A 25,885-nucleotide genomic window follows, 5' to 3' on the forward strand; every position below is an offset into this window, starting at 1 on the left:
TGCAGGGGAGAGGGTCACCGGGACCTCCGGTTGGACAGGCGCATGACCAGCGCCGAGAGCAGGGCGGACACCAGGGCCAGCAGCACGGACGCGGCGGCGGCCCGGCCGTAGTCGCCGGCGATGAAAGCGGCTTCGTAGACGTAGAGGCTCGGGGACCAGGTGCTCGTCACCGATCCGGTGAACCCGCGCAGCACCAGGGGTTCGGTGAACAGCTGCAGGGAGCCGATGACGGTGAACACGAGGGCGACGAACATCGTCGGCCGGATCATCGGGACCTTGACCGACCACGCCGTCCGGATGCCCCCGGCGCCGTCGGCGCGTGCGGCTTCCAGGACGTCACGCGGGACGGCCTGCAGCGCGGTGTAGAAGATGATCATGTTGTAGCCGACCCACTGCCAGGTCGCGATGTTCACGATCGACGGCAGGATGCCGGTCTTGCCCAGCGGGTCGAACGGCAGCAGCGCGGTCAGTCCCGAGTTCGGGCTGTAGAGGTAAGCCCAGACGAGCCCGGTGATCACCGTCGGGACCGCGTAGGGCAGGAAGACGGCCAGCGACCACACGCGCTTGAGCCGCACGACGGCGGAGTCGATCAGCAGGGCCAGGACGAGCGCCAGGCCCAGCATGATCGGGATGTGGACCACGACGAACAGCGCCACGTTCACGAGACTGGCGTGGAACGCGCTGTCGGTGAGGACGCCGACGTAGTTGCCGAGCGCGACGAACGCCTGCCGCGGGCCGGAGAAACCCAGGCCGGACAGGCGATCGGTGAACAGGCTCAGGTAGAGGGCGTACCCGATCGGGACGAGCACGGTCGCGGTCAGCAGGATCGCGAACGGTGCCGCCAGCACGAGTCCGGCGCGGCCGCGGCCGCGGCGACCCGGCGCCGGGACACCGGTGCTCGCCGGCGCCGGTACGCTCGCGGCGCGCTCGGGGGTGAGGACGGTCATCAGGCTTTCCCTTCCAGCACGGTCAATCCCCGCCCGCGCAGCTCGGCGACGGCGTCGGCCTGCGTCTGCCGGACGGCGGTGGCCAGGGTCGTGCCGCCGGTCTTCACCCCGCCCAGGTGGTCGACGACGGTCGAGAACATGCGCAGGGCGTCGGGGCCCCACGTCCAGTCCGGGACGCGCCGGGCCGCTTCGTCGAGCACGTCGTACACCGGGGCGCCGAGGAAGTAGCCGCCCTTGTACGCCCGCCGGGCGACGTCCCGGCTCGGCAGGTAGCCGGGGAACGGCGTGGTGAACGTGGTGCCGATCTTCGCCACCGCCGGGTCGGTGCTCAGCCAGCGCAGGAACTTCACGGCGGCCTCGGGCACCTTGCTTTCGGCGGAGACGGCGAACGCGCTGCCGCCCTGCACGCCGGTGGCCGGCACGCCGTCCCAGGTCGGCATGGTGGTCACCGCCCACCGGCCGGTGTCCTTCGGGATGGACTTGACGAGCGTGCCGACGCTCCACGACGCGCCGAGCAGGCCCCACAGCCGGCCGGTGTGCATCGCGCCGATCCAGTCCTGGTCGCCGGTCGGGGCGGTGGCGACGAGGCCGTCGCCGATCATGCCCTGCCAGTAGTCCGCGGTGCGCAGGGTGCCGGCGCCGTCGATGTTCACCCGCCACGCGCCGCCGTCGACCCGCCACCAGGGATCGCCCGCCTGCCAGCACATCCCGGCGAAGAACGAGCCGTCGTTGAGCGGGAACGTCGTCACCCGCGCGGCCGGGTCGGCCGTCCGCACCGCCTGCGCGGCGGCGCGGAACTCCGCCCACGTGCGCGGGACCGCGATGCCGTGCCGGTCGAAGAGGTCCTTGCGGTAGTAGAACACCATCGGGGCGAGGTCCATCGGCACCGCCCAGGTGCGCCCGCCGGGCCGCACGCCCTGCCAGGCGGCGGGGGAGTAGCCGCGTTCGAGGTCGGCCACGTCCGCGGTGAGGTCGCGCAGGCCGCCCGTGGTCAGCAGCTGCGGCAGGCCCTGGTACTCGGTGTGCAGGATGTCCGGGGCGTTGTGCGCGCGCAGGGCGTTGGTCTGCTGGGCGTAACCGCCCTTGAGCCCGGACGCGATCACGTTGAGCTCCACCGAAACGTCCGGGTGCGCCGCGTTGAACCCGGCGACGTACTTGTCCATGCCGGTGAGCCAGGACCAGATGCGCACGCGGGTCGCGCCGGAGGCCGTGGTCGTCGACGACGCGCAGCCGCCGAGGAGACCGGCGGCCGCCAGCCCGGTGGTGGCGGACAGGAAGGTCCGGCGGGTCAGGCCCGCCGATCGCCGAAGCGTCATTGCTCCTCCGTCGAAGTGATGGCTGTCACTGTCCGGGTGTGCCATAGTGCGAGTCAACAATTTGCGTCATAAACGATCAAAAACGATCAGAACCAAAGGGATCGGGCATGGAGCTCTTCGGCTTTCCCGACGTCCGTGACCGGGCGGTCTGGGACGCGGCCGAAGGCGCCGACGTGCTCGCCGACGCCCGCGCGCTGCTCGCCCGGCCGACGCCCGTGCTGACGGCCACGGCGTGGGCCCGGACGTTCCGCGACGGGGTCCGGACCGACTACGAAGACCCCGCCCGCGAACTGCGCGAGCGCGTGACCACGCTGGTGCTGGCCGCGGTGCTGACCGGCGAGGCCCCACCGGCCGAGGTGCCGTTCCTGGACGGCGCGATCGACGGGCTGGTCGCCCTCGCCGAGGCGACCACCTGGTGCTGGGCACCGCACGACCGGCACGCGGCCGGGCGCGGCGAAGTGCTGGCCGACCCCGACGACCCGTTCCTCGACCTGGGCGCGGCCGAGGTCGCGTCGCTGTTCGCCTGGGCCGATCACGCCCTCGGCCCGCACCTCGACGCCCGGGCGCCCGGGCTGCGCAAACGTCTGCGGCGGGAGGTCGAGCTCCGCGTCCTGGGGCCGTTCGAGCGGATCCGCGATTGGCACTGGCTCGGCTCGGACGGCGACGCGCACAACTGGAACCCGTGGATCCACAGCGCGGTCCTCACCGCCGCGCTCCTGCTCGTGGCCGGCGAAGAGCGGCGACGGCGGCTGGTCCGGCTGGTCGTCGAAGGTCTCGGGCACTACATCGCCGTGCTGCCCGACGACGGTGGCATCGACGAGGGCGTCGCCTACTGGTGGCACGGCGCCTGCCGGCTGCTGGAGTGCCTCGACCTGCTGGCCGGCTGCGGCGAGGAGATGCGGGACTTGTCCGTGCTCACGGAACTGATCCGCTTCCCGCACCGGATGCACCTGGGCGGCGACGCGTACGTCAACGCCGGAGACGCCCCGGCCCGCCTGTCGCCGGCCCAGCCGTGGCACGTCCTGCACCGGTGGGGCGAGCGGCTCGGCGACTCCGCCGTGTGCGCGTTCGCGGCCGCCCGGGCCTGCGCGGGCGGCCGGCTCGTGTGGCCGTCGGCGGGGCTGGGCCGCGCTCTGGCGGGCTTGGCCGACCCGGGCTGGCGTGCGGCGGTGGCCGCGGCGGAACCGGGCGAACCCTGGCTGGCCCGCGAGCAGTGGCTGCCGCGGGTGCAGGTGCTCGTCGCGCGCGAGACGGCGGGCACCGCGCGCGGGCTGACCGTGGCGGTCAAGGCCGGGCACAACGGCGAGCGGCACAACCACCTCGACGTCGGGTCGTACTGGGTGGCGGTCGAGGGCGTGCCGGTCGTGGTGGACGCCGGCCAGCCGACCTACACCGCCGCCAGCTTCGGCCCGGACCGGTACCGGGCCTGGGCGCTGCGCAGCGAGTGGCACAACGTGCCCGATCCGGGCGCCACGCAGGAACCGGGGGAAGCTTTCGGGGCGCGGGAGGTCCGGGTCGAGCTCACGGCGGCCGAGTCCGCGCTGTCGGCGGACCTCGGTGGCGCCTACCCCGGTGTCGTGCGCTGGCTCCGGTCGGTGCGGCTGGTCCGCGGACCCCGCGCCCACGTCCTCGTCGAAGACGACGAGTCCGTCCGGCCGGTCCGGCTGCGGCACGTCCTCGCCGGCGACGTCGAGCTGGGCGACGGCGAGGCGTTCGTGGGCCTGGCGGGCCGGCGGGTGCTGCGGCTGAGCTGGGATCCGCGCGGCACCGACGCGGAACTCGAGCGGCGGGAGCTGACCGACCCGCTGCTGCGGGCCGCCTGGGGCGAGCACCTCAGCCGGCTCACCCTGCTCGTGCGCGAGGGCCCGGCGCGGGTCCGGCTGGAGCGGGTCCGGTGATGCTCGCTTCGGAACGGCACCAGCTGATCCTTTCGCTGGTGCGCGAACACGGCGCGGTCCGGCTGACCGAGCTGGTCGAGCGCCTTGGCGTCACCGCGGTCACCGTGCGCCGGGACGTCACGGAGCTGGCCGACCGCGGGCTGCTGACGCGGGTGCACGGCGGGGTCACGCTGACCCGCCCCCGCGGTGGCCCGCCCGAGCCCGGGCGCGTCACCGCCTCGGTGTTCGGCCCGGTCGTGCCGGGCGCGCTGGTCGGTATGGTCACGCCGTCGGTGGAGTACTACTGGCCGGCGGTGGTCCAGGGCGCCCAGTCCACGGTGGCCGCGGCGGGCGGGCGGCTCGTGCTGCGGGCGTCCAGCTACGACGCGGCGGAGGACCGCCGTCAGGTCACCAAGCTGCTCGAACGCGGCGTGCAGACGCTGCTGGTCGCGCCGGCCACCAGCGGGCGCGGTGCGCTGGACCTGCTGCGGTGGCTGGGTTCGCTCAGCGTCCCGGTGGTCCTCGTCGAACGCCTGCCGCCGCCGGAGCTGCCCACCCTCGCGCTGGACGCCGCCACGACCGCGCACGCGCTGGGCGCGGGCCTGGCCGTGCGGCACCTGGTCTCGCTGGGCCACCGCGGCGTCGGGCTGGTGACGTCCCGGTCCAGCCCGACCAGCCGCGCGCTGCGCACCGGTTGGCGCGAGACGGTCGAATCCCTCGGCCTGGACGCGGCCACGGCGCTCGATCTGGACGTGCCGGTCTACGGCTCGCCGGGCTGGGCGGGGGAGTACGACGCGCTGCTGGACCGCTGCCGCCGGGCCGGCGTCGCCGCCCTGCTCGTGCACTCCGACCGCGAGGCCATCGGCCTGATCGAGCGGGCCCGCGACGGCGGCGTCGCGGTGCCCGGCGAACTGGCGGTGGTCACCTACGACGACGAGGTGGCGGCGGCCTCGGATCCGCCGCTGACGGCGGTGTGCCCGCAGAAGCACCGGCTCGGCGCGGTGGCCGCGGAGCTGGCGCTGGCCCGCCTCGCCGACACGACCGGACGGCCGGTCCACCGGCTGCAGCTGTGGCCGACGCTCGTGGTGCGCGAGTCCTGCGGCGGCGACCCGGAGTCGGCGCCGGGGTGAAGTCCGCTCGGCTACTGCGATCGGGGCAGGTGAGCGCGCCACCGGGCACGGGCCGTCACGGCGGTGCCGAGGACGACGGCGAGCACGGTCCCGGCCAGCACTGCCCGCCCGCGGCTTCGCGGGGCGGGCGCGGAAATGCCGAGCCCAGCGAACAACCGGGCCGCTTCGGCCATCGCCGGCCGGGCCGAGAGTTCCGGTGCCAGCAGTGCCCGCACGGCGTCGAGAACCGGCCCGCACGTCCGCGGCGGGACGGCGGACCCGGGCGGCCGCCCTTCGAGCGCGCAGTAGAGCGTGACCCCCAGGGAACGGACGTCGGCGGCGAACGCCGGCGACGCGGCATCGGGGGCGAGCGGCGAACCGGGCCCCAGGCCGAAGCCGCCGAGCTTCGCCGCCCCGCCGTCGGTGAGCAGCACGTGGTCCGGGCCGATCCCGCGGTGCACGATACCGCTCGCGTGCGCGGCCGCGAGCGCCGACGCCAGCTGGGCACCGAGCCGCGCAACCTGGTCCGGCGGCAGGGATCCCTCCCGCGCGAGGCGCTCGGCGAGGGTGCGGGCGGCCAGGTGTTCGGTCACCACGTACGGCGCGAATTCGTGCTCGAAGACGTCGTGCACGACGAGCAGGTGGGGGTGCCGCAGCCGGGTCGCGGCGTGGGCTTCGCGGATCACCCTGGCGCGCACGCGATCCGGGTGGGCGGCGTCGAACGGGCACCCGGGCGGCGGCCGCCGGACCGCGACGGGCCGGTCGAGCAGCTCGTCGTGCGCGCGCCAGACGGTGCCACCGGAACCGTCGCCGACCGTCTCGAGCAGCCGGTACCGCCCGGCGAGTTTCCCTGCCATGGTCCCCCTTTTCCGGCGTGCCCCTACCGGGAACACGGCGGCGGCGGGCCATCGGTTCGGTGGATGGGCCGGGATCCTTGCGGCCGGGATCGCGGCCGGTCGCCGCGGTTGGCTGCGGGCCGCGTGGGGATCGGCCGGGTCGCCACCGCCGCGGCCGGTCGCCGCAGCCGGTTGCGGACGGCGCGGGGCGCGCCCGCCCATCGCGGCTGGTTGCGGGCCGCGCCGGGAGCGGTCGGACCACCATGGCCGCGGCCGGTTGCCGCAGCTGGTTGCGGGCCGCGCGGGGGATTGGCCGGACTACAGCGCCGGTCGCCGCGGCTTGTTCGCCGCGGCCGGTCGGGCGGTCGTGGGTTCGTGCCGGACCACCGCAGCTGGCTGAGGCCGCGCCGGGATCGGCCCGCCACCGCCGCGGCCGGTTGCCGCCGCTGACTGCGACCGCGCCCGGGATCGGCCGGACCATCGCCGGCCGCCGCGCCAGGTCAGCCCGCTGCGGCCCCGGATCCGCCGTGCCCGCGGCCGTTTCCGGCTCGGCCGGTCGGCGCTGCTCCCGTGCTTTCTCCCACGACGAGCTGCGGCAGCACCGTTTCCGGCTCCGTGGCCGGTGTTCCGTCCAGCTGGCGGACCGCCCGGTCGACGGCCAGCGCGCCCAGCTCGCGGGCCGGGATCACCACCGCCGTCGGGGGGATGCGCTGGTGCTCCGCCACCGTTGCCGAACAGACCGCCGCCACCGAAACGTCTTCGGGGACCCTCAGCCCGCGGGTGCGCAGTGTGGCCATCACCAGCGGCAATGCCGCTTCGTCGTGGACCACCAGCGCCGTCGGGCCGGTGCCGGTGAGGAGCTCGCCGAGGCAGCGGGCGATGTCGCTCGCCGTCGGCTCGCACGGTTGGGAAAGCGCTTCCACGCCGCGCCGGGCGGCGGCCGCGCGCAGGCCCTCGGTGAAGTCCTCCAAGTACCGCCGGCGGTGGCCGGGCAGCGTGGGTGACGGTCCCAGGTGGGCGATCGAGCGGTGGCCGAAGTCGGCCAGGTGGTCCAGTACGGCCTGCCCGGCCGGCCGGAAGTCGAGCGTCAGCGCGGCCAGCCCGTGGTGCCGTCCCGGCGCGCCGACCAGGACCGCCGGGCGGCCCGAGGCGAGCAGGACCGGCACCCGCGGGTCGCCGTCGCCGGCGTCCAGCACGATCACCGCGTCGGCCAGCGCCGCCGACGTCACCCGGTGCAGGCCCGCCGTGCCTTCGTCGTCGGTCACCAGGAGCAGGTCGAAGCCGCGGCCGCGGGCGGCTCCGGCGGCCGCGGAGAAGAACTCCATCTCCACGCCCACGTGCCGGTCGCCGTGCGGCGGCACCGCGACCGCCAGCACGCCGGCCCGGGCCGGGGATGGGGACGGCGAGCCGGTGCGCCGCCGGTAGCCGAGCGCGCGGATGGTCTGCTCGACCCGCCGCCGCGTCGCCGGGGAGATCGTCCGCTTGCCGGTGATCACGTACGACACCGTGCTCGCCGAGACGCCGGCCGCGTTCGCCACGTCGGTGATGGTCACCACGCCGCGGCCTGCTCCGCCCGGTTCGTCCGCGACGTCGCGGGGATTCGTCATTGTCGAGCACTTTCCCGGGCCATTGTCCGGTCCGTTGTCCGGTGGAGCGTTAGCGTTAACACGAAAGAGGGAAGGCTGACCATAATGGCGGTCAACGGCGCTGGTCAAGCCACCTTCGTCGGAGCGCGTAGCCCGCCCTCACCCCGCGGGGCGGCAGTCGGTCACGGGGAGTCCGCGGTGGCCACCGCGCGCCAGGGCGACGAAGCCGAACGTCGTCGTTTCGCCGGGCCGCAGCACCGCGTTCCACTTCGGCGTTCCCGATCGCCGAAGTGGCGCCGGTCCGCTGCAGCTTGCCGTTCCAGAGGTCGTCGATGCTCGTCCCGGACGGCGTCGGCCAGCTGACCGTCCAGCCCGCGAGGCCGGCGCGCCCGCTGTTGCGCACGGTCACCAGACCCTGGAAACCGCCGTCCCAGGACTTCACGACCTGATAGCGCGCGTCACAGCGGGGCGGCCCCGCGGCGGACGGCGCGAACGCGGTCGTGGACGGCGCCGACGCGAGCTGGGCCGGTGCCACCGTGGGCTCGGGGCGGGCCGGGATCGCCGTCGCCGCCACGATTCCGGCCGCGGCCAGCACCAGCACGGTCCCGGCGAGCGCGACGCGGGCGCGCCGGGGACGCGCCGGCGTGGGCTCGGCGACCGCGGGGGCCGGGGCCGGCGGCGGCGTGTTCCCGAGGGCGCGGCGGCCGAACAGCCGGGCCGCTTCGGCCATCGTGGGCCGGGCGGCCGGGTCCCGGTGCAGCAGCCGGAGGACGACGTCGGTGACCGGGCCGGTGGTGCGCGGCGGGCGGACCTCGCCACGGACGACGCGTTTGAGCAGGGCCAGCTGGTTGTGGTCGGTGCCGGACGGCGGCCGGCCTTCGAGGGCGGTGTAGAGCGTCGCGCCGAGGGAGTACACGTCGGACGGGAAGCCGGCGTCGGCGCCGTCCGCGACCTCCGGGGCGAGGTAGGCCGGCGTCCCGACGACGAGCCCGCGCCCGGTCGCGGTGCCTTCGCCGTGCGCGTGCGCCACCCCGAAGTCGGTGATCTTCGCGGTGCCGTCGGTGGTGACGAGGACGTTGTTCGGGCTGACGTCGCGGTGCAGGACGCCTTCGGCGTGCGCCGCGGCCAGCGCCGAGGCGAGCTGGCCGCCGAGTTCGGCGACGTACTCCGGCACCAGCGGGCCTTCGTCGGCCAGGACTTCGGTGAGCGTCCGGGACGGCAGGTACTCCATCGCGATGTACGACGCCGAATCGTGCTCGACGACGTCGTACACGACGACGGCGTGCGGGTGACGCAGGCGGGCGCCCACGCGGGCCTCCCGGACCGTCCGGGCCCGGGTGCGCTCCGCGGCCGCCGCGCCGGCGTCCGCTTCGCCGAACAGCTGCTTGATCGCGACGACGCGCTCGAGCCGTTCGTCCCGCGCCCGCCACACGGTGCCCATCGCGCCGTGACCGGCCCGGCCGAGCACGCGGTAGCGGCCGGCGATCACTGCCCCTTCGTACACGGGCGAGCTCCCCTCTGCGGTTGCCGTCGACGGGGAACACGGCTCCTCCGGCCGCGGCGTTCGGCGTAGCCGGGGAATTCACTCAGCCGGGTGGTTTCCGGAATTGCCTTCGACGATTTCGCTCCGGATCCCGGAAAAGCAATCGGTTGCTACGGAGAAAAGGCCGATCCGGTTGTGTCGGAACGGTAACGGTATTCCGCGGTCAGTTCGACCGGCAGCCGAGGACGGGCACGGCGGCCCGGCCGCCGTCGAGGTCCTGGGTGAGCCCGAACGACGCCGAGGCGCCCGGTTCGACCAGGGCGTTCCAGCCCGCGTCGGTGACGGTCACCGTCGAACCGGCCCGGGCGAGGGTCCCGTTCCAGAGGTCCCGGATGGTGGTGCCGCCGGGCACGGCCCACGTCACCGTCCAGCCGGACAGCCGCGTCGCCCGGTCGTTGTGCACGGTCACTTCGGCCTGGGCGCCGCCCGGCCAGGAGTTCGTGATCTCGAACCGCGCGCTGCACCCCGCAGCGGCCGGCTCGGCGGGGCGCACCGGCGGCGCCTCGGTGACGCGGGCCGGCGGGGGCGGAGGCGCGGGGGCCGTGGTGGTGGCGCTGACGGTGCGGTCCGCGGTGACGGTCGCCGGCGGGCGTTCGACGGGGGCCGCGGTGGTCTCCGGCTCGCCGGTGAGGGCCACCCCGGCCGCCACGCACGCCGAGGTCAGGCACACGGCGGCCCCGGTCACCGCGACCCGGCGCAGCCCGGGACGGCGAGGCGACGCCGCGGCCGCCGGCCGCCCGACCGCGGAGAGGAGGGCCACCGCCTCCTGCATCGTGGGGCGCGCGGCGGGATCGCGTTCGAGCATCCGCATCAGCACACCGGTGAGCGGGCCGCCGCGCGGCGGCGGGAGGAGCTGGTTTTCGGTGATCCGCCGCAGCAGCGTGATCGGGTCGTCGCTGGTGCCGAACGGCGGGGCGCCCTCGAGCGCGGTGTAGAGCGTGGCGCCGAGCCCGTAGACGTCGGACGGTAAGCCGGCTTCGCCGCCCCGGGCCACCTCCGGGGCCAGGTAGGGGAGGGTGCCGACGATGACGTCGTCTTCGGCCGCGAGGTGCTCGCCGAGCGCGCGCGACACCCCGAAGTCGGTGATCCGGGCGGTGCCGTCGTCGGAGACCAGCACGTTGTTCGGGGTGACGTCCCGGTGCAGGATCCAGTCCCCGTGCGCGGCGGCCAGCGCGGCGCCGATCTGCCGCCCGAGCCGGACCACGTCGCACCGTGGCAGCGGCCCCCGTTCGAGGAGCAGGTCGGTCAGCGAGCGGGCCGGCACGTACTCCATGACCAGGTACATCGAACCGGCGTCTTCGAGGACGTCGTACACGGTGATCGCGTGCGGGTGCCGCAGCCGGGACGCCAGCCGCGCTTCGCGGATCGCCCGTTCGCAGGTCCCGGCGGCCGCCGACCCGCTGCCCGGCTCGTGCAGGAACTGCTTGACCGCGACGACGCGGTCCAGCCGCTCGTCCCTGGCCTGCCACACCACGCTCATCGCCCCGCGGCCGATGCGTCCCAAGATCCGGTACCGCCCGCTCACGAGCTGTTCCTCGAAAGGCACCGGTACCCCTGCGTCGCTCGGCGGACTTCGTGACCGAGGGACTTTTTAGCAGAGAACGGGCGCGCGCGGGGAGTTCGTTCGGTCACTCGCGCGAGAACCGTTATCATGATCGGCCCCTTCGCCGATTTCGACGAATCGCTTGCAGTCCATTGTGGACTTTGTGGAACGTGGTCGGCCGTCGCGCGTGCGGAGGCCGGGGCAGGACGCGCCTGGCTAAATCAACCGCTTGAATCAAGCCTGGTGTGAAGTTCGGCCGGAAAGCCACTTGGTCGGTGAATCCCGCGCCGTGCCCGCCGGTGGCCGTGAGGCGTACGGTGGGTACTGCGGTTCAGCCGAGAGCCGTCGCCCTTCGCGTCGTCTCTCGCTGCCAGGAGGCCGTGTGCTCGACCAGCTCGCCGTTCCGCGTCGTCACGTCGATGTCCCGGCCGAGATGACCCTGCGGGTCACCGCCACGGCGGAGGCCACGATCGTCACCGTGCGCGGTGACGTCGATCTGGCGGTCCTCGGCCGGCTCCGCAGCCGGCTGGGCGAAGAGCTCGACCTCGCGCCGCGGGCGCTGGTCCTGGACCTCACCGGAGTCGGGTTCTGCGGGTCCGGCGGCATCACCGAACTGCTGGTCGCCGCGTCCGAGGCGCACGTCAGCGGGGTGCCGTTCGCGATCGCCGCCGACCGGCGGCCGGTCCTGCGGCCGGTCCGGGTCCTGGGGCTGGAGCAGGTGCTGCCGATCCACCGCAGCGTCGACGCCGCGCTCGACTGGCTGGCCGTGCTGCCGCGGCTGCTGCCCGACCGTCCACAACGGACGGACTGACCGCGGCGGTCACCGCCGGTTCGCGCGCTCCCGCTGCGGCACGACGACGTACTTGGGGTCCTTCGTGGACTCCACGCCGGCCTCGAACACCCCGAACCGCTGCAACGCGCTGCCCGCGAACAACGCCGCTCCCGCGGCGACGGACACCGCGCGGCTGCGGTGCCCCGCCAGCGTGCCGAGCAGGCCCGCGGCGGTCAGCCGTTCCGACCACTTCCGCAGCCGGTGCGCCTTGCCCGTCGTGTACGCCTCCGCCGTGAGGCCGAGCCGGTGCTCCAGCACCTTCGACGCCGTCAGCTCCGCCACCGCGCCGAACGCCGCCAGGGCGCGCGCCGGCCCCGCCTCGGCGACCGGGACCAGCACCATCGCGAACCCACCGGAACTCGCCGCCGCCGAGCCGGTGAACACGAACGGCAGCTGCGGGTGGGCTTCGTGCCAGGCCGGCACCGCCGTCTGGGACAGCAGCACGGCCGTGTACGAGGCGACGGCCGGGGCGATGGCCGCCGACGCCAGGCCGGCGGGCCGGGCCACGGCGCCCAGCAGCCGGCCGGGCAGCGAACGCCGGACCGACGCAGGCAGCACCTCGGCCGCCGCCGCGACGCCCACCCCGGGGCCGAAGGCGCTCAGGATCCACGTGCCCACGCTCATCGGGGACGTCGGCTTCGCGACGCGCAGCATGTGGTGGAACCGCTCCGGCCGGCCGAGGTCGGCGACCAGCAGGTAGACGCTGGCCAGCAGCGCGGCCAGCGAACCGGTGCGGCCCACCCGGCGCAGCGCGGGCCGCCCGGTCAGGTCCGCGCCCGCGGCGAGCAGCGAGGTGCCGGCCGCGAGCCCGCCGGTGAACAGGTACGCCGGCACCTTCCACTCCCACACCGGCGGCTTGAGCACCGGACGGCCGTAGTACGACCGGAACTCGGCGCGCGGCACCATCAGTTCCTCACGCGAGCCGCCGCCACGCTTGCGGCGTCGGCGGCCGGGCACGGTGGCGCCGGCGTCGCCGGCCTGGGCGTCGCTGCGGGGTTCGCGCAGCAGCGGGTCCTCGCTCACCGGCGCCTCCCGAACGCGGCGACCGCGGCGGCGAGCAACGCCGACGCCGCCATCCCGGCGTACTTCCACATCGCGGGCAGTTCGCGCGTCGGCACCACCGGGTCCGGCGGCAGCCCGTAGACCTCGGGTTCGTCCAGCAGCAGGAAGAACGCGCCGTTGCCGCCGACGCCGTCGGCCGGGTCGTGGCCGTAGAGCCGGGCTTCGGGCACGCCGCGCTCGTGCAGCTGCTCGACGCGGCGGGCCGCCCGCTCGCGCAGCTCGTCGAGCTCGCCGAACTGGATCGAGTCGGTCGGGCACGCCTTGGCGCACGCCGGTTCGAGGCCGTCGTGGAGCCGGTCGTAGCAGAGCGTGCACTTCTGCGCCCGCCCGTCGTCCGGCCGCCGGTCGATGACGCCGTACGGGCAGCCGGAAACACAGTAGCCGCAGCCGTTGCAGATGTCCTGCTGCACCACGACCGTGCCGAACTCGGTGCGGAACAGCGCGCCGGTCGGGCAGACGTCGAGGCAGCCGGCGTGGGTGCAGTGCTTGCACACGTCCGACGCCATCAGCCAGCGGAAGTCGGTCCGGCCGTCGGTGCCGGTCTTCGCGCCCGGCAGGTCGAACGACGGCATCCCGAGGTCCTCCGGCGCCCGCGGCAGGGGAGTGGTGCCCAGCCCGCCACCGCCGCGCGGTGCCTCCCGCAGCTCCTCGGCGACGAAGGCGGTGGTCACGTCGATCGCGGACGGCCCGGTCGGCAGCCCCTCGAGCCCGGCAGACTGGCCGCCCAGCGGGCGCTGCTGCTCGATGAAGGCCACGTGCCGCCACGAGTTCGCGCCCAGCGCGCCGGTGTTGTCGAACGACATCCCGAGCAGGTCGAGCCCGTCCTCGGGGACGTTGTTCCACTCCTTGCAGGCGACTTCGCAGGCCTTGCAGCCGATGCACACCGACGTGTCGGTGAAGAACCCGACCCGCGGCGGGTGCCCGGTGTGCCCGGCTTCCCCGGCGACGTCCGGCAGCGGGCCGGACAGCCGGTCCTCGATGCTCATGTCCGATTCTCCTCGTGGCCGGGTTCGACGTGCCGCTTGTCGTGCGCGGTCGCCACCTGCGTCCCCGTTTCCGCCGTGATGCCCGCACGGTCCCGGTATTCGGCGAGCAGGTCGAGCAGGGCGGCCCCGCGCGGGCGCCGGCCGGGCCGGACGTCGCAGGTGGCGACCTTGCTCTCCTGGATGAACACGTTCGGGTCCAGCACCACGCCGAACAGGTCGTTGACGACGTCGCGCGACACCAGCCCGGCGCTGCCCCAGTGGTAGGGCATCCACACCTGGTGCACGACCCGGTCCTGCACGCGCAGCGGCGCCATCCGGTCGGTGACGAACACCCGCGCCTCGACGGCGGCTCGCGCGGTGACGACGTGCGCCCAGCCCAGGTGCGAAAGCCCGCGCAGCTTCGCCAGCTCGGGGGAGACCTCGACGAACAGGTCGGGCTGCAGCTCCGACAGGTACGGCAGGGTACGGCTCATCCCGCCCGCGGTGTGGTGCTCGGTCAGCCGCGCGGCGGTGAAGACGAACGGGAACACCTCGCCGTGGGCCTCGGGCGGCGACGGGTGCGACGGGTTGTCCGTGCGCCCGTACACCTTCCGCGCCGGGTTGCCCTGCTGCGCGTAGAACGGGTTCCGGAACGGCGATTCGTGCGGTTCGTAGTGCGTCGGCAGCGGCCCGTCGGCCAGGCCCGTCGGCGCGAACAGCCACGCCTTGCCGTCGGACTGCATGATGAACGGGTCGTCGCCGCGCAGGGCGGCCGGGCCGACCGCGTCCGGCGGCGGCACGTGGTCCGGCGGCTTGGTCTTCTCGAAGTCCGGGACGTCGTGGCCGGTCCACTCGCCCTTGCCGGCGTCCCACCAGATCAGGGCCTTGCGGTCGCTCCAGGGGCGTCCCTGCGGGTCGGCCGACGCGCGGTTGTAGAGCACCCGCCGGTCCATCGGCCACACCCAGCCCCACTCGTGGGCGTAGAAGTCCTGCTCGAACCGCGACTTCCGGCGGGCGGCCTGGTTGACGCCGTCGGCGTAGACGCCGCTGTAGATCCAGCACCCGCAGGAGGTGCTGCCGTCCGCCTTCAGCTCGAGGTAGCTGCCGACCTCCTTGCCGGTGGTCAGGTCCTGGCCGTTGATCCGCCGCAGCACGTCCTCGGCGGAGGGTTCGTCGCCGTGCACCTCGTAGTCCCAGGCGAGGTCCAGCAGCGGCCGGTCGCGCTCGTCGGCGGAATCCGCCAGCCGGTCACGCAGCAGCCGGCCCAGGTGGTAGAAGAACCACAGCTCCGAGCGCTGGTCCCCGGCCGGTTCGACGGCCTTTTCGCGCCACTGCAGCATGCGCTGGGTCTGGGTGAACGTGCCCTCCTTCTCGACGTGCGAGGCGGCGGGGAAGAAGAACACCTCGGTGCGGCACTGCTCCGGCGTGATCTCGCCGGTCTCGATCTCCGGCGCGTCCTTCCAGAAGGTGGCGCTCTCGATCATCGTCAGGTCCCGGACGACCAGCCAGTCGAGGTTGGCCATGCCGAGCCGCTGCAGCCGGCCGTGCGCCGACCCGACGGCCGGGTTCTGCCCGAGCAGGAAGTAGCCGGACACCTTGCCGTCGACCATGTCCATGACCGTGCGGTAGGTGCCGTGGTCGCCGTTGATCCGCGGCAGGTAGTCGAAGCAGAAGCCGTTGTCCGGGGTGGCTTTTTCGCCCCAGTACTCCTTCAGCAGCGACACGGTGTAGGCGTCGGCGTTGCGCCAGAAGCCCTTCTGCTTGTCGCCGCGGACGCTGCCGAGGTAGTCGTCGAGGGTCTCCTGGTCGGGCGTGGGCATCGGCAGGTAGCCGGGCAGCAGGTTGAACAGCGTCGGGATGTCGGTCGAGCCCTGGATGCTGGCGTGCCCGCGCAGCGCGAACACCCCGCCGCCGGGCCGCCCGATGTTGCCGAGCAGCAGCTGGATGATCGAGCCCGCCCGGATGTACTGGGCGCCGACGCTGTGCTGCGTCCAGCCGACGCTGTAGACGAGCGCGGCGGTGCGTTCCCGGCCAGAGTTGCGCGTCCAGGCGTCACAGACGCGCTGGAACAGCTCCTTCGGTGTTCCGCAGGTCGCCTCGACCATCTCCGGGGTGTAGCGGGCGAAGTGGCGCTTGAGGATCTGGAACACGCAGCGCGGGTGCTGCAGCGTCGGGTCGGCGGCGATCTCCTCGCTGCCGCCTTCGAGCACCGGGCCGCCCGAACCGTGCTGGTCGGACGCCGAGGTCTCCTTGCCGTGCGAAGTGTCCTGGGGCCGGGTGTTCTCGTAGTGCCAGGTGGCGGGGTCGTAGGCGGCCTTGGCCTCGTCGTAGCCGCTGAAGAGGCCGTCGAGGTCCTCGGTGTCCCGGTAGTCCTCGGACACCAGGAAGGACGCGTTGGTGTAGGCGACCACGTACTCCCGGAAGTCCAGGTCGTTGCTCAGGATGTGGTTGATCACCCCGCCGAGGAACGCGATGTCCGTGCCGGCGCGCAGCGGGACGTGGGCGTCGGCCAGCGCGCTGGTGCGCGTGAACCGCGGGTCGATGTGGAACACCTCGGCCCCACGGGCCTTCGCCTCCATCACCCACTGGAACCCGACCGGGTGCGCCTCGGCCATGTTCGAGCCCATGATGACGACGCAGTCGGCGTTCTGCAGGTCCTGCTGGTAGTCCGTCGCGCCACCGCGACCGAAGGAGGTCCCCAGACCGGGAACCGTGGCGGAGTGTCAAATACGCGCCTGGTTCTCGATCTGGATCGCGCCCAGCGCGGTGAAGAGCTTCTTGATCAGGTAGTTCTCTTCGTTGTCCAGGGTGGCGCCGCCGAGGCTGGCGATGCCCATGGTCCGGCGCAGCGGCTTCCCGTGGTCGTCGGTGTCCTGCCAGCCCTTGCGGCGGGCGTCGAGCACGCGGTCGGCGACCATCTCCAGCGCCGTGCCGAGGTCGAGGTCGGTCCACTCGGTGGCGTAGGGCGCGCGGTAGCGGACCTTCTGCTCGCGCTGCGGCCCGGTGACCAGCTGCTTGCTGGCCGAGCCCTTGGGGCAGAGCCGGCCGCGGGAGATCGGGCTGTGCGGGTCGCCCTCGATCTGCACGACCCGCTCGTCCTTGACGAAGACCTGCTGCCCGCAGCCGACGGCGCAGTAGGGGCAGACGGACTTCGCGACCCGGTCGGCGCTCGCGGTGCGCGGGGTCAGCGCGGCGGAGTGCGCGGACTCGGCCGCCTTGCCCCGGCCCAGCGGGTCGGTGCCGGTGAGCTGGCGGTACACGGGCCAGGACTCGAGCCACTTCCGTGGTCCCACGCCCACCTCCCGACCGCGACCGGCGCCGCTTCCGAACCGGCGGCTACCCGGGCCCTGCCGAGCCTAAACCGCGCGGCGGCGGTTGTCCTCGCGGACGAGGCACCGGTGTCCCGTATGGGGTGTTTGCCAGGCCCGGCACGCCGGAAGGCCGCCATCGGGGCACCCCGACGGCGGCCTTCCGCGGCTTCGCGCCCGCCGTCAGGTCGAGAACGGCGACGACGCCCCTTCCGCCCGGGTGCGCCCGCGGCGGCCGGCCGCGGCCAGCGGCTGGGCGATGTCCTCCAGGGACTTGCCCTCGGCGTCCACCGCCAGGAACCGGGCCACCAGGCCGCCGGCGATCATCACCGCCGCGCCCAGCAGGTAGCCGATGAACAGGCGGACCGGGTGGTCGCCGGTGCCGATCAGCGCGCCGTAGATGACCGGGCCCAGCGCACCGAAGCACTGCGCGATCGCGAAGAACACCGCGATCGCCTTCGCCCGGACCTCCAGGGGGAAGATCTCGCTCACCGTCAGGTAGCCCGCGCTGGCACCCGCGGAGGCGAAGAAGAAGATCACGCACCAGGCGATCGTCTGGGTGATCGCGTTGAGCGTCCCCGCGTAGAACAGCACGGCGGTGATCGCGAGCAGCACCCCGGACACGACGTAGGTCCCGGAGATCATCTTCCGGCGGCCGAGGGTGTCGAACAGGTGCCCGATGGTGAACGGGCCGACCAGGTTGCCCACCGCGAACGCGATGAGGTAGATCGGCGTCGCCGCCGAGGACACCCCGTAGAACTTGCCGAGCACCAGCGTGTAGGTGAAGAAGATGGCGTTGTAGAGGAACGACTGGCTGATCATCAGCGACGCGCCCAGGACCGCCCGTGAGGGGTAGTCACGGAACAGCACCTTGGCCAGCGCCACGTACCCGATCCGCTCGGCGGGCGTCACCTCGATGGCCTTCTTCTCGTCGACCGGGGGCAGGCTGCGGCCGGTGTGCTCCACCTCCTGCTCGATCTGCGCGATCGACTCCTCGGCGGCCTCGGCCTTGCCGTGCATGATCTGCCACCGCGGGCTCTCCGGCAGGTGCCGCCGCACCAGCAGGATCACCAGCCCGAGCACCGGGCCGATGAGGAAGCCGAGCCGCCAGCCCAGCGACAGGTCCATCCGGTTGAGCAGGATGTAGGTGCCGACCGTGCCGAGCACCGCCCCGGCCCAGTAGGTGCCGTTGACGGCGATGTCGACCCGGCCCCGGTAGCGGGCCGGGATCAGCTCGTCGATGGCGGAGTTGATCGCGGCGTACTCGCCGCCGATGCCCATGCCGGCGACGAACCGGGTGGCGTAGAGGAAGATGACCCAGCCCGCCCCGTTGCCCAGCGTCAGCGCGGTCAGGCCGCTGCCGACCAGGTAGACGGCCAGGGTGAGCATGAAGAGGTTCCGGCGGCCGAGTTTGTCGGACAGGCTGCCGAAGAACAGCGCCCCGACCACCTCGCCGGCGAGGTAGATCGTCGCCAGCAGCCCCACCGCCGCCGACGACATGTGCAACGTCTCGGGCTTGGTCAGCGTGTCGGCGACCGCGCTGGCCACCGTGATTTCCAGGCCGTCGAGGATCCAGGCCACCCCGAGGGCGACCACCATCCGGGTGTGGAACGGGGACCAGGGCAACCGGTCGATGCGCGCCGGGATGAGCGTGCGCACCCCGGTCGGCGCCGGATCGGGTGTTGCCGCCATGACAACCTCCTTGAGAGCGAACCGCTCCGCGTGACTTCCCCCGCGCAGCCCAGGCGAAACACGATCGGGTCGGCCCGCCCGGTCACGCTTCGTGATCGGCCCGGCGAGTGTCGTCAGTCCGCGTCGGTCGTGCTCGTCGTGTTCACCCGCCGGCCGAGCGTTCATCCACAGTGGACTACCGCTTGAGCCTCGCGAACACGATGACGTTGTCGAGGTAGTTGCGGTTCGCCGCGTCGTACCGGCCGCCGCAGGTGATCAGGCGCAGCTGCGGGTCCGGCGTGTCGCCGTACACGGCGTCGGTCGGGAAGGCGTCCTTCGCGATCTGCTCGACCTTCGTCACCTCGAACGTCAGCCGGGCGCCGTCGGCGCGGTCGACGTGGACGTCTTCCCCGGCTTCAGCTCGTGCAGCCGCCAGAAGACGCCCTTGCGGTGGCCGCCGTCGATGTGGCCGAGGATCACCGCCGGCCCGGGCTCGCCCGGCGTCGGGCCGTATTCGTACCAGCCCGCCTGCAGCGGCTGGTCGGCCGGCGGCACCTCGACCGTGCGGTCCGGGTTGAGGCCGAGCGGGATCAGCGACGACTGCGCGCCGATGGCCGGGACGTCCAGCGCGGCCGGCCGGGACCGGGCCGGTCCGGCGGCGGGCGTCGCGGCCGGCGGCGCCGCCGTCGCGCCGCACCCGGCGAGCACCAGCGCGAGCAGGAGGACCAGGATCGGGCGGCGGGCCATCGGCTCAGCCCTCCGCGGCGAGGCTGCCGTCGCCGGTCTGCGGGGCACCGGCGGGGACGACGACCACCTGGCGGGGGCCGGACGGCCGCGGCGGCGCCTCCGGCGCGCGCTCCTTCGGCGGGCCGCAGACCACCGACGCCAGCTTCACGTCGCCGCGGCCGAGGGGGCCGCCGAGCAGCTTGACGTGCAGCGCCGTCACTTCGAGGCTGCCGTCGTAGCGCTGGAGCTGCTCGTTCACGATCACCTCGGCCACACCCGGGACGCCGAGCCGCTGGTTCGGGGCCGTCGCGGCGGGGAGCGTGCCCAGCCGCCCGAGGGTGGCGCCGGCGAGGTCGCTGCTGCCGGTGACGTGGCCGTCCGCTGCCGCGCAGCGGGCGCTGACCAGCCGGATCGACGGCACGCGGCCGGCCGCCGGGCCGAGCAGGGGCAGCGTCGCCTCCGCGACCGCCGCCTTGGCCGCCACGGAATCCGCGCCGCCCACCACGGAACTGGTGATGGCCTTCGCGGTGACGAGTCCTTCCAGGGGCGCGTCGGCGACGCTCGCCGTGGCCGGTCCGCGGCTGCTCGAGGCCGCCAGCGGGCCGGTGTCGAGGGTGCCCACCCGGGCGCCGGGCACGAGGGAAACGCTCGCCGAAGCGCCGAACGCGGACCCGGTGACGGCGTCGTCCGCCGCCGCCACACCGGCGGAGCCGGCGAGCACGGCAGCGGCCAGGCCCCCGGCCCGGAGCAGGGTTGAGCGCATGAGGAATTCCTTTCAGCGGCAACGGATGCGAAGAACGCGAGCGGGGACGCGGACCCGGTGACGTCGACCGGCCCGCGGGAGAAAGCCCGGCCAAGCTATCAAAATCGCCAAGGCAGGCAAGGAAATCCGCGCGGCGACGGCGGCCGGGTGGTAGGCGAAAAGTGATCACGAACTCCGGCAGCCACCGGGTAGTGGCAGCCGCGGACGCGAAGTTCCCGGTATTCGCCGACGTTCAGTAGCGCACGCTGCGGCATTCGAGGAAAGACAACGCGAATCCGACACGGACGAGTGATTACCCGGACTGGGCACGGAAAACACGCACCGTGATGTGACCACCACGGGAAAGCCAGCCGGCGCCGCCGGGCGTGCTGCCGGAGTTCGTGCGGCGCACCGGCTTCCCAGCCGAACGCGTCACAACGCTCAACACCGTGAGATGACGCCCCGGCGGCGTACGCGGCGCGGTCCACCAAGCCCGCCGCGGCCCCCTCGCGCTCCGGGACGAGGGGGCGCGGCGGCGCGGGTCAGCGCGGAGCCTTGAGCGAGGCGAAGTAGGCGTTCGACGGACCCGTGAACGACAGCACCACGCCCACCACCGCGGCGAACACGGCCACGAAACTGCCGATCGTGCTCTGCCCGATCAGCACCGAAAGCAGCTGCAGCCCGGTGAGCACGGTCAGCACGATCCGTGCCCAGTTGCGGCCGGCGCGCAGCTTGAACGCGAACAGCAGGTACAGCGCCGCGATGATCACCGCGATCACCACCGCCGTGATCATCCCGATGTTCACCGCCTGGTCGATCTGCGCGTCGGTGAGGTTGCCGTTGCGTTCCCTGTTCGCGTCGCGCAGGGAGCGGGCGATCCCGTCGCGGTTGGCGAAGATCAGCAGGCCGCCGATCAGCCCGATCACGGTCGAGGCGAGGAACGCCCAGAAAGCGGCTTCGACCGTGCCGGGACGCGCCGGGGCGGCCGGCTGGCCGGTGGGGGCCGAAGCGGACGACTGCGGGTAGCTCGGGTACTCGGGTGATTCACTCATACTGACCAAATAGCACGCTCCCGGGTGCGCCGCAGAGCGGACTGTGGGTGCCTCCTCGGCCGGGCTTCCCCTGGGCCCGGCCGGCACGCTGATTTTCCCCTTCCCGGCCCCGTTCCACAGTGGATTCGCAAGCGCTCCGCCGGTCATGAGGCGAAAACGCGAAAGACGACGATCTTGGTGCCGACCGTGGCGGCCGCGGCGGGGGCGGGTGGCGGCGGCACCGGTACCGCCACCCCGCCGGCGGCTGCGAGCTGCGCGTCAGCGGCCGGTGCTGCCGTCGATCAGCTCGCGGAGGATGTCGGCGTGCCCGGCGTGGCGGCCGGTCTCCTCGATCATGTGGACCAGCGCCCAGCGCATCGACGGCGCGGGGCGGCCGGGGCGCGCCACCGGCTGCGTCAGGTCGGAGCAGGCGTCGATGACGGCGTTCGCCCGCTCGCACGCGGCGCGGTAGTCCGCCACGACCGAGGCGACGGTCTCCTCCGGGCGCGGCCGGAACGTGCCGGGCCAGTCGGCGGTGTCCTCGCCGAGGAACGTGAACCGTTCGACGTGCGCGAGGTGCCGGACCAGACCCAGCAGCGACGTCCCGGACGGCACGCCCGGCGTCCGGACCTCGGGTTCCGGGACGTCCTGGGCCTTGGCGGCCACAGCGGCGCGCAGGTGGTCGAGGAAACCGCGCAGCACGTCCTTTTCGGCCGGTCCGGTGCGCGGGGGCGGGGTGTCCCGCCGTCGGGTTCGGGGCATCGGGCGTCCTTTCAGCGGGTGCGGCGGACGAGCAGCAGGTGGTCGACGACGTCGGCGGTCTGCCCGCCGGGTCCGGTGGCGCGGCGGGGGAGGGCGTCCGCGCGTTCGACGGTCCACCGCGCCGGGTCGAGCGACGGCGGCCGCAGGGGCGGGCAGGAAGCCGGGTCCTGGTTCCACGACCACGGGGCGACGGACCCGTGCTCGACGACCAGCAGCCGGCCGCCGGGGGCGAGTGCGTCCGCGGCCTGCCGCAGGACCTGGTCGCGGGGCAACGGGAAGGACGTGTGCAGGTAGTGCGCCGAAACGAGGTCGAACGGGCCCGCCGGGAAGGTGGCGGCCAGGTCGTGCCGCTCGCCGGTGATCCGGTCGCCGAGCCCGAGGTCGCGCGCGCGGCGGGCCAGGCCGGCGAGCGCGACGGCGGAGATGTCGGCGGCGGTCACCCGCCAGCCGCGCCGGGCCAGCCACAGCGCGTCGCCGCCGGCGCCGGACCCGAGGTCGAGCGCCCGGCCGGGATCGAGCGCGGAGACGACCTCGACGAGCCGGACGTTGGGGCGCGGCTCGCCGTCCGGGCGGTGGGCCGTGTGGTGGCCGTCCCAGAACCGGGACGCTTCGGTGGATGTCGTCATGGGCCCACCCTGACCCGCGACCGGCGGTTCCGGCACGCGTTCTTGCGGTTCCGGCAAGATGGCCGCATGGGCGAGGACTTCGAGGACGTGCTGCACGCGGTCGGCTCCCGGCTGCGGGCACTGCGCCGGCACCGCGGGCTGACGCTGGCGGAGGTCGCCGGCACGACCGGCGTGTCGGAGAGCACGCTGTCGCGGCTGGAAAGCGGGCAGCGGCGGGCCAGCCTGGAACTGCTGCTGCCGCTGGCCCGCGCCTACGACGTGCCGCTCGACGACCTCGTCGGCGCGCCGCGCACCGGCGACCCGCGCATCCACCTCACCCCGATCCACCGCCACGGCATGACGTTCGTGCCGCTGTCGCGGCGGCCGGGCGGGATGCAGGCGTACAAGATGATCATCCCCAGCGCGGCGCCGCCGCCCGTCCCGGACCACCAGACGCACGAGGGGCACGAATGGCTGTACGTGCTCCACGGCCACCTGCGGCTGGTCCTCGGCGAGCACGACCTGGTCCTGCCGCCGGGCGAGGCGGCGGAGTTCGACACGACGATCCCGCACTGGCTGGGCACGGCGGACGGGAAGGCGGTCGAGCTCCTCATCCTCTTCGGCCGCCAGGGTGAACGAGCCCACCTGCGCGCCCGTGCGCACTGAAATCCGGCGAAAAATGTCCGCGTTCCGGGTGCTGACCGGACGATTCTGCGAGAAGGGCTGCGCATGTCCGGGTGTGGTGGATGACTTCGATCGCCGAAGCGGTCCGGGGGCTGGCCGGTATGCGGCTGGTCGAGATCAGGCGGATCGTGGACATGGTGGTCGCCGTGTTCAGGCCGGACGCGGGGGTCGAACACACGATCCACGCGCCCTGTCCGGTCCGCGTCATGCACGGCAACGTGATCCTCATCGGCTCGTATGACACGCACCACCCGAGAGTGCCCGGCACGGACAGCGATGAGTCGTTCGAAAAATTCACCACGATGTTCGATGTGCGGGCGAAATCGCTGACGTCGAGCCTCGCGGAGGGCGATTATCGGGTGATCGTCGCCGAGGTCGGCCCCGGTGGCCTGCTGGCTGTCGAGGCGGCCAACGGCTCGGATTCGATACGACTCGAAGCCATTCCGATGAGCTCGGGTCCCCAAGTCGAGAGCTGGCGGCTGTTCGCCCTGGAGAAGGATGCGGAGCACTTCGTCTTCCCTGAAGCCGCGGGCCGCGACTGACCGTGCTCCCGGTGTGTTCCGGTTCAGTCCGCCCGCGGAGGACCCGAACGCCGCCGTCGAGCTGCCCCGCGTGTGGCCGGGCTGAGGGCTCGGGGGCTCGCTCCCGGGGACCTGCGCGGCGCTGGGTGGGGTGCTGAAGGCGCTGCGTACTGGCGGGGCCGCGCCCCGCACGTATTCTCCGTACGGCGGGCGGCGATCGACTGCTGACGCGAACCGATCGGACGAGCGGATGACAGAGTACGGCCGCGACCGCGAACGCCGTCGCCGCACCCGGGCCCTGCTCGGCCTCGGTCAGGTCGCGGCCTTGGCCGCCTTGCTGAGCCTCAAGACCGGCTGGCTCCCGGCGGCGGCCACGCTCGTCGGTGTCCTGGCGTCGATCGCGGCGGTGCTGTGGGTGGTGATGTGGCGCGACGCCCGCGCAGAGCACCGCCGCCGCGCGGCTGGCGAGCCACCGTCGTGGCCGGCCCAGTTCCCGATCCAGGCGGCGTTGCTCCTCGGCGCCAAGGCACCGGGCCGCCACGCCCGCCGCGCGGACGAGGTGGGCGAGCTCTTCGGCCGGCTGGCTCTCGCCGGTGGCGAACTGCGTTGGGAGCCGAGGAAAGGCGACCGCGAGCGAGGGGCCGGCGCAGTGACGTTCGACCGCTCGTGGACGGCGGAAGTGGTGGCGCTGTGTGGCCCGGGGGCCCAGGGATGCTTGACCCTGACGTCCCCGGACGGCACGGCGGTGGACGTGTGGATCCGCCACCCGGCAGATTTGCGGTGCGCGCTGACGGCGCCGGTGCGGTAGTTCCTGCCGCGGTGGTGCTCGGGCCGCAGCTCCGCCGGCGGCTCTTCTCCCACGACCAGCACTTCGTCCACCCCGAAGAACGCGACTGACGCCCACCGAACTCGCCGAAAATCCTAGCGGCAGAACGCTGCGTCCACTGTGGACAGCACCGCCTGGGCGCCCTGGTCCGCGTCGCCGAACGTGCCCGGCAACGCCGTCACCGCCAGGCCCACCGCGCGGCCGTCGTCCGTGGCGCCGCCGCGAGTCTCGTAGCCGTGGATGTCGCCTCCGTGGCCCCAGTACACGCCGCCGCAGCTCAGCGGCACGCGGAACAGCCCCAGGCCGTAACGCCAGCCCGGCAGCAACGGCGCGTCGACCGTCTTGCGCATCTCCGCCAGCTGCGGCGCCGGCAGCAGGCGGCCGCCCAGCAGGGCGCGGGAAAACTGCGCCAGATCGCCCGGTGTCGAAATCAGCTGGCCGGCCGCCCAGCCCCACGACGGGTCCAGTTCCGTCACGTCGACCACCTCGGTGCCCGAGCGCGCGTAGCCGTGCGGGTGCGGGCCCCGGATGCTCTGGTCGCCCACCTGGGGCCAGTACGTGTTCCGCAGCCCCGCCTTCCGGATCACGCGCTCGGTGATCTGCTCCGCCACCGGCCGCCCGGTCACCCGCTCGATCAGCAGGCCCGCCAGCACGTAGTTGGTGTTGCTGTACTCCCACTTCGTTCCCGGGGCGAACCGCGCCGGGTGCGCGAAGGCCGTCGCGAGCAGCTCGAGCGGCTGGAAGTACCGGTGCTGGAGCTTCGTGATGTCCTCGAGCCCGAGGTACTCGGTGTAGTTCGGCAGCCCGCTCGTGTGCTGCAGCAGCTGCCGGACGGTGATCGCGGACCCGCCGGGCACCAGGCCGGGCAGGTACCGCTCGATCGGCGCGTCCAGCTCCACCTTGCCCTCGGCCACCAGCTGCAGCACCACCACCGCGGTGAACGTCTTCGTGTTGCTGCCCGCCCGGACGCGCCCGTCCGCCGGGACCGGGACCCGGCTGCCCAGCCGCGACGAACCGGCGACCAGCGACACCGTCCGCCCGTCGCGGGTCACCGACGCCAGTGCGGCCGGGAACCGGCCCACCAGTGCGTCGAGCTGCTCCTGGACGGCGTTGCGGGGCGGTGCCGCCACCGCGGCCGTCGCCGTGGCACCCAGCAGCCCGGCCACGGTCAGGACCACCACACTCCTGCGCATCTTCCTGCTCCTTCCGACGGGATCGACACCGCTCACGATGCCGGGACCCGGCGGAAAGATCAGCGGTGCAGACCACCGGACCGGGGGTAGCGCCAGCGCTACCCCCGGTCCGGTGCCGGCGGGCTTCGGCGCGGTCAGCCGTGCTGACCGGCGGCCCGAGTTCCGGCTCCGATCACGCCGGTCACGGCCGGGATCGCGCG

20 protein-coding genes and 2 pseudogenes are annotated in these 25,885 nt (G+C 73.7%); 6 read left to right on the forward strand and 16 right to left on the reverse strand.

The features are described from left to right. Positions 1-14 precede the first annotated feature (14 nt). Both AB0M93_RS44165 and AB0M93_RS44170 read right to left on the reverse strand, forming a co-directional pair. Complete coding sequence (locus tag AB0M93_RS44165; RefSeq protein WP_364286024.1) at positions 15-947, reverse strand: sugar ABC transporter permease; 933 nt, start codon at positions 945-947, stop codon at positions 15-17. Then, on the reverse strand, positions 947-2,263 hold the full coding sequence (locus AB0M93_RS44170; RefSeq protein WP_364286026.1) for a sugar ABC transporter substrate-binding protein: 1,317 nt from the start codon (positions 2,261-2,263) through the stop codon (positions 947-949). Before AB0M93_RS44170 ends, AB0M93_RS44165 begins: the two co-directional genes overlap by 1 nt. A 107-nt stretch (positions 2,264-2,370) precedes the next feature. Between AB0M93_RS44170 and AB0M93_RS44175 the strand changes: the two genes are divergently transcribed. Both AB0M93_RS44175 and AB0M93_RS44180 read left to right on the forward strand, forming a co-directional pair. Then, on the forward strand, positions 2,371-4,161 hold the full coding sequence (locus tag AB0M93_RS44175; protein ID WP_364286028.1) for a heparinase II/III family protein: 1,791 nt from the start codon (positions 2,371-2,373) through the stop codon (positions 4,159-4,161). After that, positions 4,161-5,270 (forward strand): substrate-binding domain-containing protein, encoded by a 1,110-nt coding sequence (locus AB0M93_RS44180; RefSeq protein WP_364286030.1) that lies wholly within the window; start codon positions 4,161-4,163, stop codon positions 5,268-5,270. Before AB0M93_RS44175 ends, AB0M93_RS44180 begins: the two co-directional genes overlap by 1 nt. An 11-nt stretch (positions 5,271-5,281) precedes the next feature. Here AB0M93_RS44180 and AB0M93_RS44185 read toward each other — a convergent pair whose 3' ends face one another. From AB0M93_RS44185 to AB0M93_RS44200, 4 genes and pseudogenes are all read right to left on the reverse strand, one after another. Beyond that, positions 5,282-6,106 carry a serine/threonine-protein kinase gene (locus AB0M93_RS44185; RefSeq protein WP_364286032.1) on the reverse strand — a complete coding sequence of 275 codons (825 nt, stop codon included), beginning with the start codon at positions 6,104-6,106 and terminating at the stop codon, positions 5,282-5,284. Positions 6,107-6,585: 479 nt separating this feature from the next. Then, complete coding sequence (locus AB0M93_RS44190) at positions 6,586-7,692, reverse strand: LacI family DNA-binding transcriptional regulator (RefSeq protein WP_364286034.1); 1,107 nt, start codon at positions 7,690-7,692, stop codon at positions 6,586-6,588. Between the two features lie 138 nt (positions 7,693-7,830). Next, positions 7,831-9,175 (reverse strand): annotated as a pseudogene (locus tag AB0M93_RS44195) (serine/threonine-protein kinase). Positions 9,176-9,377: 202 nt separating this feature from the next. Beyond that, positions 9,378-10,760: a protein kinase gene (locus AB0M93_RS44200; protein WP_364286036.1), complete on the reverse strand. Its 1,383-nt coding sequence runs from the start codon at positions 10,758-10,760 to the stop codon at positions 9,378-9,380. A 379-nt stretch (positions 10,761-11,139) separates the two neighbouring features. Here AB0M93_RS44200 and AB0M93_RS44205 point away from each other — a divergent pair, with 379 nt between their 5' ends. Then, positions 11,140-11,568: an STAS domain-containing protein gene (locus AB0M93_RS44205; RefSeq protein ID WP_364286038.1), complete on the forward strand. Its 429-nt coding sequence runs from the start codon at positions 11,140-11,142 to the stop codon at positions 11,566-11,568. 9 nt (positions 11,569-11,577) lie between these two features. Here AB0M93_RS44205 and nrfD read toward each other — a convergent pair whose 3' ends face one another. The 9 genes and pseudogenes from nrfD to AB0M93_RS44250 form a co-directional block, all read right to left on the reverse strand. Beyond that, positions 11,578-12,612, reverse strand: coding sequence for an NrfD/PsrC family molybdoenzyme membrane anchor subunit (gene nrfD / locus AB0M93_RS44210; RefSeq protein ID WP_364286040.1), 1,035 nt, complete (start codon positions 12,610-12,612; stop codon positions 11,578-11,580). Beyond that, entirely contained in the window at positions 12,609-13,637 is a 1,029-nt protein-coding gene (locus tag AB0M93_RS44215) for a 4Fe-4S dicluster domain-containing protein (protein WP_364286042.1), read from the reverse strand. Before AB0M93_RS44215 ends, nrfD begins: the two co-directional genes overlap by 4 nt. Further along, on the reverse strand, positions 13,634-16,909 hold the full coding sequence (fdh, locus tag AB0M93_RS44220) for a formate dehydrogenase (RefSeq protein WP_364286044.1): 3,276 nt from the start codon (positions 16,907-16,909) through the stop codon (positions 13,634-13,636). The genes AB0M93_RS44215 and fdh overlap by 4 nt, the downstream gene beginning before the upstream one ends. Before the next feature lie 198 nt (positions 16,910-17,107). Continuing rightward, positions 17,108-18,616: an MFS transporter gene (locus tag AB0M93_RS44225; protein ID WP_364286046.1), complete on the reverse strand. Its 1,509-nt coding sequence runs from the start codon at positions 18,614-18,616 to the stop codon at positions 17,108-17,110. A 175-nt stretch (positions 18,617-18,791) separates the two neighbouring features. Then, positions 18,792-19,342 (reverse strand): annotated as a pseudogene (locus AB0M93_RS44230) (class F sortase). A 4-nt stretch (positions 19,343-19,346) separates the two neighbouring features. Next, the gene (locus AB0M93_RS44235; protein ID WP_364286048.1) at positions 19,347-20,084 is read right to left on the reverse strand and encodes a choice-of-anchor P family protein; all 738 of its coding nucleotides are present in this window, start codon (positions 20,082-20,084) and stop codon (positions 19,347-19,349) included. 521 nt (positions 20,085-20,605) lie between these two features. Beyond that, positions 20,606-21,115 (reverse strand): hypothetical protein, encoded by a 510-nt coding sequence (locus tag AB0M93_RS44240; RefSeq protein ID WP_364286050.1) that lies wholly within the window; start codon positions 21,113-21,115, stop codon positions 20,606-20,608. Between the two features lie 258 nt (positions 21,116-21,373). Continuing rightward, positions 21,374-21,856, reverse strand: a complete 483-nt coding sequence (locus AB0M93_RS44245) for a DinB family protein (protein ID WP_364286052.1) — start codon at positions 21,854-21,856, stop codon at positions 21,374-21,376. An 11-nt stretch (positions 21,857-21,867) separates the two neighbouring features. Continuing rightward, positions 21,868-22,482: a class I SAM-dependent methyltransferase gene (locus AB0M93_RS44250; RefSeq protein WP_364286054.1), complete on the reverse strand. Its 615-nt coding sequence runs from the start codon at positions 22,480-22,482 to the stop codon at positions 21,868-21,870. A gap of 66 nt (positions 22,483-22,548) precedes the next feature. Here AB0M93_RS44250 and AB0M93_RS44255 point away from each other — a divergent pair, with 66 nt between their 5' ends. The 3 genes from AB0M93_RS44255 to AB0M93_RS44265 all read left to right on the forward strand — a co-directional run bounded on the left by AB0M93_RS44255 (position 22,549) and on the right by AB0M93_RS44265 (position 24,474). Next, positions 22,549-23,127, forward strand: coding sequence for an XRE family transcriptional regulator (locus AB0M93_RS44255; RefSeq protein WP_364286056.1), 579 nt, complete (start codon positions 22,549-22,551; stop codon positions 23,125-23,127). A gap of 80 nt (positions 23,128-23,207) precedes the next feature. Further along, entirely contained in the window at positions 23,208-23,687 is a 480-nt protein-coding gene (locus AB0M93_RS44260; RefSeq protein WP_364286058.1) for a hypothetical protein, read from the forward strand. Between the two features lie 229 nt (positions 23,688-23,916). Next, on the forward strand, positions 23,917-24,474 hold the full coding sequence (locus AB0M93_RS44265) for a hypothetical protein (RefSeq protein WP_364286060.1): 558 nt from the start codon (positions 23,917-23,919) through the stop codon (positions 24,472-24,474). Between the two features lie 113 nt (positions 24,475-24,587). Here the strand turns inward: AB0M93_RS44265 and AB0M93_RS44270 are convergent, their stop codons facing one another. Beyond that, on the reverse strand, positions 24,588-25,685 hold the full coding sequence (locus AB0M93_RS44270; protein WP_364286062.1) for a serine hydrolase domain-containing protein: 1,098 nt from the start codon (positions 25,683-25,685) through the stop codon (positions 24,588-24,590). Positions 25,686-25,885 lie beyond the last annotated feature (200 nt).

Origin of the sequence: Amycolatopsis sp. NPDC051102 (genome assembly GCF_040682815.1) — a bacterium.
Classification (GTDB): domain Bacteria; phylum Actinomycetota; class Actinomycetes; order Mycobacteriales; family Pseudonocardiaceae; genus Amycolatopsis.

What these genes read in the sequence shown, in the direction of transcription:
- AB0M93_RS44165 (WP_364286024.1), bottom strand. Translation starts at nt 947, where the DNA reads ATGACCGTCCTCACCCCCGAGCGCGCCGCGAGCGTACCGGCGCCGGCG.
- AB0M93_RS44170 (WP_364286026.1), bottom strand. Translation starts at nt 2,263, where the DNA reads ATGACGCTTCGGCGATCGGCGGGCCTGACCCGCCGGACCTTCCTGTCC.
- AB0M93_RS44175 (WP_364286028.1), top strand. Translation starts at nt 2,371, where the DNA reads ATGGAGCTCTTCGGCTTTCCCGACGTCCGTGACCGGGCGGTCTGGGAC.
- AB0M93_RS44180 (WP_364286030.1), top strand. Translation starts at nt 4,161, where the DNA reads ATGCTCGCTTCGGAACGGCACCAGCTGATCCTTTCGCTGGTGCGCGAA.
- AB0M93_RS44185 (WP_364286032.1), bottom strand. Translation starts at nt 6,106, where the DNA reads ATGGCAGGGAAACTCGCCGGGCGGTACCGGCTGCTCGAGACGGTCGGC.
- AB0M93_RS44190 (WP_364286034.1), bottom strand. Translation starts at nt 7,692, where the DNA reads ATGACGAATCCCCGCGACGTCGCGGACGAACCGGGCGGAGCAGGCCGC.
- AB0M93_RS44215 (WP_364286042.1), bottom strand. Translation starts at nt 13,637, where the DNA reads ATGAGCATCGAGGACCGGCTGTCCGGCCCGCTGCCGGACGTCGCCGGG.
- AB0M93_RS44225 (WP_364286046.1), bottom strand. Translation starts at nt 18,616, where the DNA reads ATGGCGGCAACACCCGATCCGGCGCCGACCGGGGTGCGCACGCTCATC.
- AB0M93_RS44235 (WP_364286048.1), bottom strand. Translation starts at nt 20,084, where the DNA reads ATGCGCTCAACCCTGCTCCGGGCCGGGGGCCTGGCCGCTGCCGTGCTC.
- AB0M93_RS44240 (WP_364286050.1), bottom strand. Translation starts at nt 21,115, where the DNA reads ATGAGTGAATCACCCGAGTACCCGAGCTACCCGCAGTCGTCCGCTTCG.
- AB0M93_RS44245 (WP_364286052.1), bottom strand. Translation starts at nt 21,856, where the DNA reads ATGCCCCGAACCCGACGGCGGGACACCCCGCCCCCGCGCACCGGACCG.
- AB0M93_RS44250 (WP_364286054.1), bottom strand. Translation starts at nt 22,482, where the DNA reads ATGACGACATCCACCGAAGCGTCCCGGTTCTGGGACGGCCACCACACG.
- AB0M93_RS44255 (WP_364286056.1), top strand. Translation starts at nt 22,549, where the DNA reads ATGGGCGAGGACTTCGAGGACGTGCTGCACGCGGTCGGCTCCCGGCTG.
- AB0M93_RS44260 (WP_364286058.1), top strand. Translation starts at nt 23,208, where the DNA reads ATGACTTCGATCGCCGAAGCGGTCCGGGGGCTGGCCGGTATGCGGCTG.
- AB0M93_RS44265 (WP_364286060.1), top strand. Translation starts at nt 23,917, where the DNA reads ATGACAGAGTACGGCCGCGACCGCGAACGCCGTCGCCGCACCCGGGCC.
- AB0M93_RS44270 (WP_364286062.1), bottom strand. Translation starts at nt 25,685, where the DNA reads ATGCGCAGGAGTGTGGTGGTCCTGACCGTGGCCGGGCTGCTGGGTGCC.